Genomic DNA, 12,169 nt, shown 5'->3' with positions numbered 1-12,169 from the left:
GCGCGTCTAGAAAGCGGCCGTTCAGGCCAGCTAGGCGTGCGTGCCGCCGTCGATGCGGATCTCGGTGCCGGTGATCCAGGCGCCGTCCTCGGACACCAGCATGGCGATGACTCCGGCGATCGCGCTGGGATCGGCCATCCCGGCGCCGCTGGATTCGACGGTCGTGGGCAGGATCGGCATCAGCCGGGGGAACAGCGACCAGTCGGCGTCTTGGGGAATGTAGCCCCCGGTCGCGTCGGTGATTCCGGACTTGATGCTGCCGGGCGCCACGCACGCCGCGCGCAGGCCCTGCTTGGCGTATTCGAGCGCCAGCGAATGGGTGAAGGCCTGGATTCCGCCCTTGCTCGCCGCGTAGGCCGCCATGTAGGGATGCGCGAAGGAGGCCGACGTGGAGCTGAAGTTCACGATCGCGCTGCGTGAATTCGCCAGCAGCGCCGGAAGCGCCTCGCGGACCACCAGGAACGTTCCGGTCAGGTTGACGCCGACGATCCGATTCCACAGTTCGAGGCTGGTCTCGTGCGTGTGCGCGGCGCGCAGGATGCCGGCCGCGTTGACGAGCGAATCCAGCCCGCCGAGGGTCTCGACGGCCCGGCGCACCCCGTCGATCACCGAGTCCTCGCTGCCGACGTCCATCGGCATCGTGGTGAGGCGCCCGGCGGTCGCGGCCTCGTCGGCCCGCGCCCGGGTCTGGCCCAGGCCGTCGGCCGCGATATCGGTGGCCACCACGGCGGCACCCTCGTCCAACAACCGCAGCGTGGCGGCCTGGCCGATCCCCGACGCCGCGCCCGTCACCAGAATCCGGTTGCCCTCGAGTCGCTTCATAGAAGGCAGAGTGTATGGGATGGACATCGGATTCATCGGCCTGGGAAGCATGGGCGGCGGCATGGCCGCCAACCTGCTCAGGGCGGGCCACCCGATCACCGTCTACAACCGTTCGCCCGGCAAGGCGGACGCGCTGGTCCGCCAGGGCGCGACCGCGGCACGCGACGTGGCCGAAGCCTGCGCCGGCGAGGTGGTGTTCACCATGCTGTCCGACGACGACGCCGTCGAGCAGGTCGCGTTCGGCGCGCATGGCGTGCTGGCGTCGCTAGCTCCTGGCGCCACCCACGTCTCGTCGAGCACCATCAGCGTCGCGCTGTCGGAGCGGCTGGCGGCCGCGCACGCCGAAGCCGGTCAACGATACGCCGCGGCGCCGGTGTTCGGTCGACCCGAAGCCGCCTCTGCCGCAAAGCTTTTCGTGATCGCCGCGGGCCCCCCGCAGGTCCTCGAGCCGTTGGTTCCGCTGTTCGACGCGATCGGTCAACGGACGTTCGTGGTGTCCGACCAGCCGCACGCCGCCAACCTGGTCAAGCTGAGCGGCAACTTCCTGCTCGCGTCGGCCATAGAGACCGTCAGCGAGGCCGTCGCGCTGGTCGCCAAGTCCGGCGTGGACCGCCAACAGTACGTCGACATCCTCACCTCGACGCTGTTCACCGCGCCGGCCTATCAGACCTACGGCGGGCTGATCGCGCGTGGGGAATTCGAGCCGGCCGGGTTCGCGGCGACCCTCGGCCTCAAGGACGTGCGGCTGGTGCTCGCCGCCGCCGAGCGGCTGCGGGTGCCGCTGCCGGTGGCCAGCGTGCTGCGCGACCGGTTGCTCACGCTGGTGGCAACCGGCGGCGGGCAGCTGGACTGGTCGGCGCTGGCTACACTCGCCGACCGGGACGCCGGATTGGCCTGAGCTCCGTTACGCGTGCGCGCCCCCGTCGATGCGAATCTCCGTCCCGGTGACGAATGCCCCATCCTCGGAGACCAGCATGGCGACCACCCCCGCCACTGCGGACACGTCTCCCAGCGGCGACCCGGTGGTGGACTCGTGGACCGTCGGAAGCACCGGCGACAGCTTGGCGAACAGCGACCAATCGGCATCGGCGGGAACGTATCCCGCCGTGGCGTCGGTGATGCCGGTCTTGATGCCGCCGGGCGCCACACAGACCGCGCGCAGGCCCTGGCGGCCGTACTCGAGGGCCAGCGCGTGCGTGAACGATTGGATCGCGCCCTTACTCGCCGCGTAGGCGGACATGTATGGGTGCGCGAACGCGGCCGAGGTGGAACTGAAGTTCACGATCGCGCTACCCGGGTTCGTCAGGAGGGCCGGCAGCGTCTCACGCACCACCAGGAAAGTGCCGGTGAGGTTGACCCGCAAGACCTGATTCCACAACTCGAGGCTGGTCTGATGGGTGTGCGACGCGCGCAGGATGCCGGCCGCGTTGACGACGGAGTCGAGCCCGCCCAGGGTGGTAACGGCGGATCGAACGCCGTCGATCACCGACCGCTCCTCGCCGATGTCCATCTCGACCGTGGTCAGCCGCGCCCCCGCCCCGGCCTCCTCGGCCTGCGCACGCGTCTTCTCCAACCCCTCCGCGGAAATGTCGGCGGCCACCACCGACGCACCCTCCCGCAGCAGCCGCAGCGCGCCGGCCTGCCCGATCCCCGACGCGGCACCGGTCACGAGAATCTTGCGACCGTCCAGCCGCGCGCAATCCGCATTCCCCATTGTCATTGGCCCGTCACGTATTTCACGGTGGGGCCGCTGGTCCAGCCTCCGTCGACGGCCAGCTCGGCGCCGGTGACGTAGGCGGCCTCGTCGGACAGCAGGAAGCCGACCGCGCCGGCGATCTCCTCGGGGACGCCGACGCGCCCCATCGGTGTGTTAGGGTAGTTGCCCTCGCCGGTCTGGATGCCCACCTGCGCCGTCATGGGCGTGTAGACCATGCCCGGATGGACCGAATTGACGCGGATGCGATCGGTTCCGAGTTCCACCGCCGCAACCTTGGACAGGCCGCGCACACCCCACTTGGAGGCGCCGTAGCTGCCGGTCAGGGCCAGCCCCATCAGCCCGGCCGCCGACGAGATGTTGACGATCGAGCCGCTGCCCGCCGCCCGCATGGCGGGGATCACGGCCTGCATGCCGTTGAAGACTCCGACCAGATTCACCTCGAGGACGGTCCGGAAATGATCGACGGGCTCGTGCTCGACGAACGTTGCGCCCGCGGATATTCCGGCGTTGTTGACCAGGCCGGTCAGCGTCCCGAATTCGGCCAGGGTGAATTCCACCGCCGACGCCCATTGTGCGGGGTCGGTGACGTCGAGGTGCGTGTACCTCGCGGCGTCGCCGAGTTCGGCGGCCAACTGCTTGCCTTCGTCGTCGAGCAGATCGGCGATGACGACCTTGCCGCCGCGGTCGACGATGAGGCGTGCCATGGCCGCCCCGAGCCCCCGGGAGCCGCCCGTGACGATGGCGACCTTTCCCGCCAGCTGGTCCGAGTTCGCTGTCATGCCAACAACCTTCCTTGAGTACGTGCCCCTCAGTTCCGTGGGGGCACAATGGGGATGCGCCCCGCGCTGGCGCCGCCATCGACGGCGATGTCGGCGCCGGTGACATACGAGGACCCATCGGATGCGAGGAAGGCGGCGACGGAGGCGACCTCCTCGGGTACGCCGACGCGGTTGAGCGGCGCCCCGGGGTGTCCACCCGGTCCGCGGCGGACGTCGAGGTGCCCGATCATCGGGGTGTCGATCATCCCGGGATATATCGTGTTCACCCGAATCCCGCACGGGCCGAGCTCGATTGAGGCCACCTTGGTCAGGCCGCGCAGCCCCCACTTGGATGACCCGTAGGCCGCGTAGCCGGCCAGTCCCTGCAGCCCCGACTGCGACGAGACGTTGACGATCGAACCGCCGCCGGCCGCCTTCATCGGCTCAACGACGGCCTTGATCCCCAGGAAGGGGCCGAGCAGGTTGACCCGCAGCTGGCGCTCGAAATCGTCGAGGTGCTGATCCATGATCGGTTTCGGGATGCAGATGGCGGCGTTGTTCACCAGCACGTCGAGGCGCCCGAACTCGTTGCAGGCCAACGCAACCACGTCCGCCCACCCGTCGGGGCTGGCGACGTCGTGGCGGACGAAGCGGGCCGCGGCGCCGATGGACGCCGCGACCTCGCGCCCCTCGCTCTCGAGCACGTCGGTGACGACGACCCGGGCGCCCAGCGACGCGAACAACCGGGCTTCGGCGGCTCCTTGACCGCGGGCGCCCCCGGTGATGATCGCGACCTTGCCGGACAGATCCGCCAGTCGGTTTTCGGCCATGCTCAATCCACCGTCTTCACGTCGAGACCGGCGATCAGGATCTCGCTCAACCGCCGCGGCAGCTCGGTCATCGCCGCCGTCGGCGCCAGCTGCCGCGGCAGGGTGACGTACTTGCGTTCATGCTCGATCGCGTCGGCGATCGCGTCGGCGACCACGCCGGGCTCCAGCGCTTCGCGTGGCGCCATGTGCCAGCGTTCGAAACGTTCGATGACGCGACGGGTCGGCCCGAAACCGCGAATATTGTCGATCATGTCGGTCTTCACGGCCCCGATCTGAACCAGGGTCGTCCCGACCGGCGTGCCGCGCAGTTCCTGGCGCAGTCCATGGGTGAACTGGCTCAAGCCGGCCTTTGAGGTGCCGTACAGGGTGACGCCGGGGGTGACGCTCAGGGCCCCCTGCGACGACACGTTGACGATGTGCCCGCGGCCGCGCGCCACCATCCGCGGCATCAACTGACGGCAGAGCTCCATCGGCGCGGCGAGGTTGACCTGCAACAGATCCCGCACCTGCTGCGCGGTCGCGTCCGGGAACAGGCCGACGTGGTCCAGCCCGGCGTTGTTGACCAGCCCGTCGACCGGACCGTCGGCCTCGACCCGATCGATCAACGCCTCGACGGTGGCGTGATCGGTGAGGTCGGTCGGGTAGGCCTTGCCGTCGAGCTCCTTGGCGAGCAGCTCGAGAGCCTCCCCGTTGCGCGCGACCAGCGCGACCTCGGCTCCGCGTGCGGTCAGCACCTCGGCGATGCTGCGGCCCAGCCCGCGGCTGGCGCCGGTGACCAGCACCCGAGTGTTGTTCAGCTTCACGGCAATTCCCTCTCTTTGTCGGTGTTCAACGCCTCTCGCAACACCGCGCACACGTCGGCGTTGGCCTGTTCGGACAGCAGGATGTCGTCGGGCAGGTTGAAGAACCCGTGAAACATGCCGGGGTAGCGCCGTACCGTGGCCGGAACCCCGGCCGCGCGGAGCCGCTCGGCGAACTCCTCGCCGTCGTCGCACAGCGGGTCGAACTCGCCCGTGACGACGTGCGCCGGCGGCAATCCGGTGAGATCACCGAGAATCGGCGATGCGTACGGGCTGTGCTGATCGCCGTCGGGACCGAGATATTGCTGGGTGAACCACCGTTGATGGTCCAGCGTCAGCACACCGCGCGACGCCGGATCGCGCACCACCTTGGGTTTGCGGCGCTGATCGACCACGGGATAGACGAGCAACTGGAACGCGATCGGGGGGCCGCCGCGATCGCGGGAGATCATGCAGACCACGGTCGCGAGGTTGCCGCCGGCGCTGTCCCCGGCGAGCACGAGTCGACCGGTGTCGCCGCCGAGTTCACCGCCGTGCTTTGCGACCCACTGCGTCGCGGCCCAGGCGTCCTCCACCGCCGCCGGATAAGGGTTCTCCGGAGCCAAGCGGTAGTCCACCGAGACGACGATCGCGCCGACGCCGTTGGCCAGCCGCCGACAGCACGCATCGTGAGAGTCGAGGTCGCACAACACGAATCCGCCGCCGTGCAGGTAGACGAGCAGCGGGGTCCCGGCGCCCGACGGGTCCGGCGCGATCGGATGGTAGATGCGGACCGGTATCTCGCCGGCGCCCTCCGCCCCGGGTACGGTGCGGTCCTTCACCCGCGCGACGGGGACGTGCCGCCGCGGTTTGCGGCTGGCCTTCAGGCTGGCGCGCACCTCGGCCGCAACGGCGGTGCCGTCGCGCATCGAGGCGAATGCCTCCGACATGCGCTGCGCGACTTCACGTTTCGCAACCTCGGCCTCGTCGAGCTCAGCCATCGGAACTCACCCGCTGGAGCCGGCTGCGCACCACCTTGCCGGTGGCGTTGCGCGGCAGGGCGTCGATGAACTCGACCTCGCGCGGCACCTTGTACCGGGCCAGGTTGGCGCGCACGTGGTCCTTGACCGCCTCGGCATCGAGCACGGAGCCGTCGGCGAGCACCACGAACGCCTTGAGGCGCTGACCGAATTCGGCATCGGCCACCCCGATCACCGCGGCCTCGTCCACGTCGGGGTGGCCGCAGATCAGGTTCTCGACCTCGAGCGGGTAGACGTTCTCGCCGCCGCTGATGATCATGTCGTCGTCCCTGCCGTCGACGTAGAGCCGGCCCGTCTCATCCAGGTGGCCGACGTCGCCGCTGCTGAGCAACCCGTCGATCACTTCCTTCTTCCGCCCGTCGGTGTAGCCGCCGAAGCTCACCGTGCTGCCGGCGAAGATCCGGCCGATCGTTCCGGGCGTCGTGATCGGCGTGCCGTTGTCGTCATAAAGCGCGATCCGGCACCCGACCGGGGCCTTGCCCACCGTGGCCGGGTTGTGCGCGAGGTCGTCGGGCTTCGCGACGCTGATGACGGCCAATTCGGTTGAGCCGTATTGGTTGTAGAGCACGGGACCGAACCGCTCCAGGGTGCGTGTCACCAGGTCCGGTGCCATCGCCGAGCCGGAGACGTAGACGATGCGCAGCGATGAGGTGTCGTAGGCGTCCAGCACCTCGGCCGGCAGCGCGAGGATGCGTTGCAGCATCGTCGGAACCAGCACGACGACGTCGCACCGGTACTCGGCGATCGCCTTCAGGGTCGCCTCCGGATCGAAGCGCCGTCGCAGCACCAGCCGGTTGCCCAGGGCCAGCGACAGCACCGCCTGCCCCAGGCCGGTGCCGTGGAAGATCGGCGCCCCCAGCAGGCACACCTGGTCGCGCCGGCGCGGCACTCGGTCCAGCAGTTGCGCGGAGAACAACGGGGATGTCTTCCCGCGCGGTGCGCCCTTCGGGGTGCCGGAGGTTCCGCTGGTGAGCAGGGTCAGGCCGCCCGGCTTCGCCGGCGCCCGCACCGGCGCGCCCGACGTCGTCCGGATCAGTTGCTCGATCGCGTCCGTCGCGGGGGTCGGCCCCGGATCGGAGACGAATCTGGGCACGGACGGATCGATCGCGTCGAGCAGGTCGGTGAACTCGTGATCGTGCACGAGAACCGAAACGCCTTCGCGGCGAGCAACATCGGCCAGCTGCGGCTTGGCGAACCCGGTGTTCAGCAGCAACAGCTGGGCCCCAACCTTGTTGGCCGCGGCGAGCACCGTGATGATGCCGCGGTGGTCTCGGCACAGCGCGGCGACCACCGTCCCCGGGCCGATACCGAGCTCCGACCAGGCCCGCGACAACGCGTTCACCCGTTGGTTCAGCTCGTCGAAAGTCACGTCGCCCGCGTCGTCCGTGATGGCCACGGCCGTGCCGCACCGCCGCGCGGCGCTCTCGACGAGGCCGGCAAACGGACCGTACTTCTTGGCGGCACGAAAAGCCCGCGCGCCCTCCACGGGGCCACCGGACAGGCCGGCCTCGCGCAGCACCCGAAGGCTGTGCATGGTTTCGGCCATGCCGTCGATCTTGTGGCGCAGTTTCGCGCGGCGCATGGCCAGATTCGTCACGAACGGTACGGTATTCGGCCGCCCGTGTCCCGCCGACGCCAAATCCCATTGATCGGGAGACGGCGCCGTTTACCTGCGCCGCGAGGCGTTCAATATCTCCCGACAGCACACGGATTGGCGAGGTGGCCCGATGCGACGTCTCAACAGTGTCGACAACATGTTTCTCAAGCAGGAGAACGACACTCAGCCGCAGCACACGATCAAGGCCGTGGTGCTCGATCCCGCCGCGGCGCTCCAGCCGCTCACCTTCGACGCCGTCCGCGCGGCGGTGCCCGCCCTGGTGGCCAAGGTCGAGCCGTTGCGCTGGCAACTGCTGCGGCCGCGGCTGGGCGGTCGGCCGTGGTGGATCGAGCGTCCCCGTGTCGACCTCGACTACCACGTCAAGTACGCCAAAGCCGAGGCGCCCGGCGGCGACCGTGAGCTGGCCGCGCGGATCAGCGAGATCGTCTCGGTCGGGCTCGACCGCGGCCGCCCCGCCTGGCAGTTGTGGTATGTCGACGGGCTGGCGGACGGCCGCATCGCCCTGGTCTTGAAGCTTCACCACGCGCTGGCCGACGGCCTGGCGTCGGTGCGGCTGCTCGAGTCCATCTTCAGCGCGGACCCGGACGAACCGCTGCCCGCGGCCGAACGGGCAGTGGTCGACGAGGAACGGCCCGGCACCGCAAGCTGGCTCCGGCTGGTCGCCGCCAACGAGGGTGCGGCGCTACTTCGATTTCCCCGGGTGTTGATGCGCTCGGCCCGCACGATCGGGACCGGCCGCCGGCGCCGCAAGGCCGGCCGGCCCGGTTTCGCCGAGGCGTTCGCGGCGCCCGGCACCCGCTTCAACGAGCCCTTCACCGTCGAGCGTCAATTCACCTATGTCTCATGCGATTTGGACACGATCAAGGAGATCAAGACCGCATTCGACGTGACCCTCAACGACGTCTTTCTCGCCGCGTGCAGCGGCGCCATCCGCTCCTATCTGGACCGCCACGGCGAGCTGCCCGACGAATCGCTGACCACCGTTGTCCCGGTGGCGATTCGCCCACCCGGCGAGGAAGTGGACTGGGGCAATCAGGTGACCATCTGGAGCGTCTCGCTGGCCACCGATGTGGCCGATCCCGTCGAACGGCTCGAGCGCATCGCCGCCAACACCCGCGCGGCCCGGGACGTGCACGCCGAACGCGACCTCTGGCTGTTCGCGGACTGGATGGACTACTGGCCGTTGTTCTGGTTCTACGGCCGCGGGTTGCCGCTTCTGGGTGCCCGGACGCGCCGGCGGCCCACCTACAGCATGACGGTCTCGAACGTCCCGGGACCGAAGAGGCGGCTGTACTTCGGCGGGGCGCCGATCGAGAAGATCATTTCGGTTGGTCCGATCATCTACCCGTACGGACTGAACGTGACGGGCTGGACCTATCTCGACGACATGGTCATCGGGATGCAGGCCTCGAAGGAGCGGGTGCCCGATATCGGGGAACTCGCCGAGGCCATACCCGAGGCGCTCGCGGAGCTCGCCGCGCTGGCGCGCGCTCTCACTCCGACCTCCTGCGCAACGACGGCCACGCCAGATCCAGCGCTCCCGTCCGCTGGCTCAGGTAGCTGATGATTTCCTCTAAATTCTTCAGCGGCAACTCGATTCGCCACTCCGGGAGCAGTCCGGAGAGCTGCAGTGAATCTTCGCCGAAGGCGACGCCGGTGACCAGCAGCCCGCGCGGCAAGTCGGGCAGCCGAACCGGGTAGCCGGGAACCCGTCGCGACAACGCCCAGCGCTTGCGCCGGGCGACCAGCGCGCGCGGCGTCAACCACAACGCCGATCCGACGGGTTGAACGTCGACCTCGAGGCTGCCCAGGGTGGGGCGCCGCGCCCAGTGCAGGGCGGCCGTTCCGTCCGCGCGCAGCTCACCGCGCAACCGCGGCGCCACGCTGCGCAGGACGGTGTCGACGGCGTCCGGCGGAAGCGCCAATGACAACTCGACGGGCGCGGCCACCAGCCAGGGCGGCACGCCCGGACGGATGTGCACGTTGCGCAGGACGGCGGTGGCGCGCTCGAACCGGTGGTCGCCAAACCGCATGTCGCGCGCCGCCAACCGGATCTCGCCGAGCTGACCGACGGCCAACCCGCGCGGGTCCAGCGGCGAATCGAATTCGGTGATGACCAGTGTGACATCTTGGTCGCCGACCCGGGCCCGGATCTCCCTGCCGACCAGGAGCCGCTGCAGCGTCGTGAACACCGAACGGTAGGGCACCACGGCGCCGACACCGACCGAGGGCAACCCGGTCGACGACCACATGGAGGTCAGCATGTCGAGCGCGCGGAAGGGATCCTCCCAGCCCAATCGGGGCACCCTGGGCGACATCGGAGCCCGCCGACCCCCTTCCCTGCTACTCACCGGTGGAGCGCGCGCGTGCCCGCCTTCGGGTGGGGCGCGCGGCGGCCACCAGTTCATCCAACTCCGCCGCGGCCCCGGACATCAATTCCCACGCGTCGTCGACCAGTGCCGGATCCACCTGGACGCCGACGTCGACGAACTCCCCGTAGCTGAAGACGGTGACGTTCATCCCCATGCCCATGGTCAACGGGCCGACCGTGAAGATGTGCTCGATCCGCGCGCCGGCCAGATAGAGGTGCGACCGCGGGCCCGGCACATTGGACACAATCAGGTTGGTGCTCAACGGCAAACGCTGCTCGAGCTTCCCGGCCCGATACGAGCGGAACAGCAGGCTCAACAGGAACGCCGGGGCAATGTCGGTGATGCCGACCGTTTGCTTCTTCACCATCGCCTCGGCCAGCTCCTTCGCGCTGTTCATGCTCGCGTGAATCGCGGCCAACCTGGCGACCGGATCCTCGATGTCGGTGGCCAGCGGCCTCCTGCACGGCGCGCTGTGTTCGCGCGAGCGATGATCCGCTCAGCGGGAGGACGGCTGTCGCCGCCCCCGGCGGGGTCGTAGCGTCACCGGCGGAGATCGTTGTCGACCAGAAGGGCAGCCGACGTGGACGCCACGGCATCACCGACCGCGACCGACGCGCCGTCGACCGCGGACGTCGTCGTCGTCGGCGCCGGTTTCGCCGGGCTCTACGCGCTGCACCGGTTCCGCAGCGACGGCCTGGCCGTGCGGGTGTTCGAGTCGGCCGACGACGTGGGCGGCGTCTGGTACTGGAATCGCTACCCGGGCGCGCGGTGTGACGTCGAAAGCGTGGACTACTCGTACTCTTTCGACGACGACCTGCAGCAGGAATGGGAATGGAGCGAGAAGTACGCGACCCAGCCCGAAATCCTGAGCTACCTGCGCCACGTCGCGGATCGTTTCGACCTGCGCCGCGACATCACGTTCGGCACCCGGGTGACCGACGTCGTGCTGGACGAGACCACCATGCGCTGGGAGGTCCGCACCGACGCGGGCGACCGGGTGTCGGCGCGGTTCGTCGTGCTCGGCGTGGGCCCGCTGTCCAATGCCAACATCCCGGCGATCGAGGGCTTGGACTCGTTCGCGGGCGCGGTCTACCACACCGGCCGCTGGCCGCACGAGGCCGTCGACTTCACCGGTAAGCGGGTCGGCGTGATCGGAACGGGATCCTCGGGGATTCAGGCGATTCCGTGCATCGCGCGGCAGGCCGAGCGGTTGCATGTCTTCCAGCGCACGGCCAACTACAGCGTGCCCGCGGGCAACGTCCCGCTCGACGACGAGACCGTGCGTGAGCAGAAGGCGACCTATGCCGAACGGCGCCGGCTGTCGATGCTCAGCGGCGGCGGTTCACCCCACACGCCGCACCCGACGTCCGCGCTGGAGGTGTCCGACGACGAGCGGCGGGCCGCCTACGAGAAGCGTTGGCGGCTGGGCGGTGTGCTGTACTCCAAGACGTTTCCGGACCAGATGTCGAGCATCGAGGCCAACGACACCGCGCGCCTGTTCTGGGAGGAGAAGGTCCGCGCGGTGATCGACGACCCGACCGTCGCCGAGCTGTTGATTCCGAAGGACCACCCGATCGGCACGAAACGGATCTGCACCGACGACAACTACTACCAGACCTTCAACCTTCCCCATGTGAACCTGGTCGACATCAGGGCCACCCCGATCCAGCGGATCGACGCCGGGGGCATCCACACGTCCGACGCCTATTATCGGCTGGACGCGCTGGTGCTCGCCACCGGATTCAACGCGATGACCGGATCGGTGCAGAAGATGAGCATCGTCGGCCGCGACGGCCGGACGCTGAACGAGGCCTGGGCGGCGGGTCCGGTGACCTATCTCGGCCTGGGCGTCCCCGGCTTCCCGAACCTGTTCAACATCGCCGGCGCCGGGAGCCCGTCGGTGCTGGCGAACATGGTGCTGCACGCCGAGCTGCACGTCGATTGGATCGCCGACGCCATCGGGTATCTGGACACCCACGGCGCGGTTGCGATCGAGGCTCGTGCCGACGCGGCGGCCGACTGGGTCAGGGAATGCTCCGAGCGTGCGGCCGAAACGCTTATGCCGCGGGCGAACTCGTGGTACCTCGGCGCCAACATCCCCGGCAAGCCCCGGGTGTTCATGCCGTTCGTCGGCGGCTTCGGGGTCTACGGGCAGATCATCGCCGACGTCGCCGCGGCCGGCTACAAGGGATTCGACGTCCTCGAGCCCACGGCAGAATGAGCAGTCCCCACG

Annotated in this window: 12 protein-coding genes; 3 read left to right on the top strand and 9 right to left on the bottom strand. The window is 69.2% G+C overall.

From position 1 onward, the window contains the following. Positions 1 to 30: 30 nt before the first annotated feature. Positions 31 to 822, bottom strand: a complete 792-nt coding sequence (locus tag OQ968_RS00340; RefSeq protein WP_324673549.1) for an SDR family oxidoreductase — start codon at positions 820 to 822, stop codon at positions 31 to 33. Positions 823 to 841: 19 nt separating this feature from the next. Here OQ968_RS00340 and OQ968_RS00335 point away from each other — a divergent pair, with 19 nt between their 5' ends. Next, positions 842 to 1,720: an NAD(P)-dependent oxidoreductase gene (locus OQ968_RS00335; RefSeq protein WP_324673547.1), complete on the top strand. Its 879-nt coding sequence runs from the start codon at positions 842 to 844 to the stop codon at positions 1,718 to 1,720. 6 nt (positions 1,721 to 1,726) lie between these two features. Here OQ968_RS00335 and OQ968_RS00330 read toward each other — a convergent pair whose 3' ends face one another. Genes OQ968_RS00330 through OQ968_RS00305 form a run of 6 tightly spaced genes read right to left on the bottom strand, consistent with a single transcriptional unit; the run spans position 1,727 to position 7,528 of the window. Continuing rightward, on the bottom strand, positions 1,727 to 2,536 hold the full coding sequence (locus OQ968_RS00330) for an SDR family oxidoreductase (protein ID WP_324674963.1): 810 nt from the start codon (positions 2,534 to 2,536) through the stop codon (positions 1,727 to 1,729). Between the two features lie 2 nt (positions 2,537 to 2,538). Continuing rightward, on the bottom strand, positions 2,539 to 3,318 hold the full coding sequence (locus OQ968_RS00325) for a glucose 1-dehydrogenase (protein ID WP_324673545.1): 780 nt from the start codon (positions 3,316 to 3,318) through the stop codon (positions 2,539 to 2,541). A 29-nt stretch (positions 3,319 to 3,347) separates the two neighbouring features. Further along, a complete protein-coding gene (locus tag OQ968_RS00320; RefSeq protein WP_324673543.1) occupies positions 3,348 to 4,127 on the bottom strand; it encodes a glucose 1-dehydrogenase in 780 nt (259 codons plus the stop codon). Between the two features lie 2 nt (positions 4,128 to 4,129). Beyond that, positions 4,130 to 4,930 carry an SDR family oxidoreductase gene (locus tag OQ968_RS00315; RefSeq protein ID WP_324673541.1) on the bottom strand — a complete coding sequence of 267 codons (801 nt, stop codon included), beginning with the start codon at positions 4,928 to 4,930 and terminating at the stop codon, positions 4,130 to 4,132. Beyond that, a complete protein-coding gene (locus OQ968_RS00310; protein ID WP_324673539.1) occupies positions 4,927 to 5,907 on the bottom strand; it encodes an alpha/beta hydrolase in 981 nt (326 codons plus the stop codon). The genes OQ968_RS00315 and OQ968_RS00310 overlap by 4 nt, the downstream gene beginning before the upstream one ends. Further along, a complete protein-coding gene (locus tag OQ968_RS00305) occupies positions 5,900 to 7,528 on the bottom strand; it encodes an acyl-CoA synthetase (protein WP_324674961.1) in 1,629 nt (542 codons plus the stop codon). Before OQ968_RS00305 ends, OQ968_RS00310 begins: the two co-directional genes overlap by 8 nt. A gap of 145 nt (positions 7,529 to 7,673) precedes the next feature. On the opposite strand from OQ968_RS00305, the gene OQ968_RS00300 reads away from it, so the two are divergent. Then, positions 7,674 to 9,128 carry a wax ester/triacylglycerol synthase family O-acyltransferase gene (locus tag OQ968_RS00300; protein ID WP_324673537.1) on the top strand — a complete coding sequence of 485 codons (1,455 nt, stop codon included), beginning with the start codon at positions 7,674 to 7,676 and terminating at the stop codon, positions 9,126 to 9,128. On the opposite strand, the gene OQ968_RS00295 is transcribed toward OQ968_RS00300, so the two are convergent. Further along, a complete protein-coding gene (locus OQ968_RS00295; RefSeq protein ID WP_324673535.1) occupies positions 9,058 to 9,882 on the bottom strand; it encodes a hypothetical protein in 825 nt (274 codons plus the stop codon). The genes OQ968_RS00300 and OQ968_RS00295 overlap by 71 nt on opposite strands. A gap of 25 nt (positions 9,883 to 9,907) precedes the next feature. Then, positions 9,908 to 10,387 carry a WSD1 family O-acyltransferase gene (locus OQ968_RS00290; RefSeq protein WP_324674959.1) on the bottom strand — a complete coding sequence of 160 codons (480 nt, stop codon included), beginning with the start codon at positions 10,385 to 10,387 and terminating at the stop codon, positions 9,908 to 9,910. 129 nt (positions 10,388 to 10,516) lie between these two features. Between OQ968_RS00290 and OQ968_RS00285 the strand changes: the two genes are divergently transcribed. After that, on the top strand, positions 10,517 to 12,157 hold the full coding sequence (locus OQ968_RS00285; RefSeq protein WP_324673533.1) for an NAD(P)/FAD-dependent oxidoreductase: 1,641 nt from the start codon (positions 10,517 to 10,519) through the stop codon (positions 12,155 to 12,157). The last annotated feature ends 12 nt before the right edge of the window (positions 12,158 to 12,169 follow it).

It is taken from the genome of Mycobacterium sp. 663a-19, from assembly GCF_035616495.1.
Taxonomy (GTDB): domain Bacteria; phylum Actinomycetota; class Actinomycetes; order Mycobacteriales; family Mycobacteriaceae; genus Mycobacterium.
Note: the sequence above shows the minus strand (reverse complement) of the source record. Positions and strands in the feature narration are given on the sequence as shown.

Bases quoted from the DNA above. Each gene is read 5' to 3' on its own strand.
- OQ968_RS00335 (WP_324673547.1), top strand. From the start codon at position 842: ATGGACATCGGATTCATCGGCCTGGGAAGCATGGGCGGCGGCATGGCC.
- OQ968_RS00310 (WP_324673539.1), bottom strand. From the start codon at position 5,907: ATGGCTGAGCTCGACGAGGCCGAGGTTGCGAAACGTGAAGTCGCGCAG.
- OQ968_RS00300 (WP_324673537.1), top strand. From the start codon at position 7,674: ATGCGACGTCTCAACAGTGTCGACAACATGTTTCTCAAGCAGGAGAAC.
- OQ968_RS00305 (WP_324674961.1), bottom strand. From the start codon at position 7,528: ATGCGCCGCGCGAAACTGCGCCACAAGATCGACGGCATGGCCGAAACC.
- OQ968_RS00320 (WP_324673543.1), bottom strand. From the start codon at position 4,127: ATGGCCGAAAACCGACTGGCGGATCTGTCCGGCAAGGTCGCGATCATC.
- OQ968_RS00325 (WP_324673545.1), bottom strand. From the start codon at position 3,318: ATGACAGCGAACTCGGACCAGCTGGCGGGAAAGGTCGCCATCGTCACG.
- OQ968_RS00340 (WP_324673549.1), bottom strand. From the start codon at position 822: ATGAAGCGACTCGAGGGCAACCGGATTCTGGTGACGGGCGCGGCGTCG.
- OQ968_RS00295 (WP_324673535.1), bottom strand. From the start codon at position 9,882: ATGTCGCCCAGGGTGCCCCGATTGGGCTGGGAGGATCCCTTCCGCGCG.
- OQ968_RS00330 (WP_324674963.1), bottom strand. From the start codon at position 2,536: ATGGGGAATGCGGATTGCGCGCGGCTGGACGGTCGCAAGATTCTCGTG.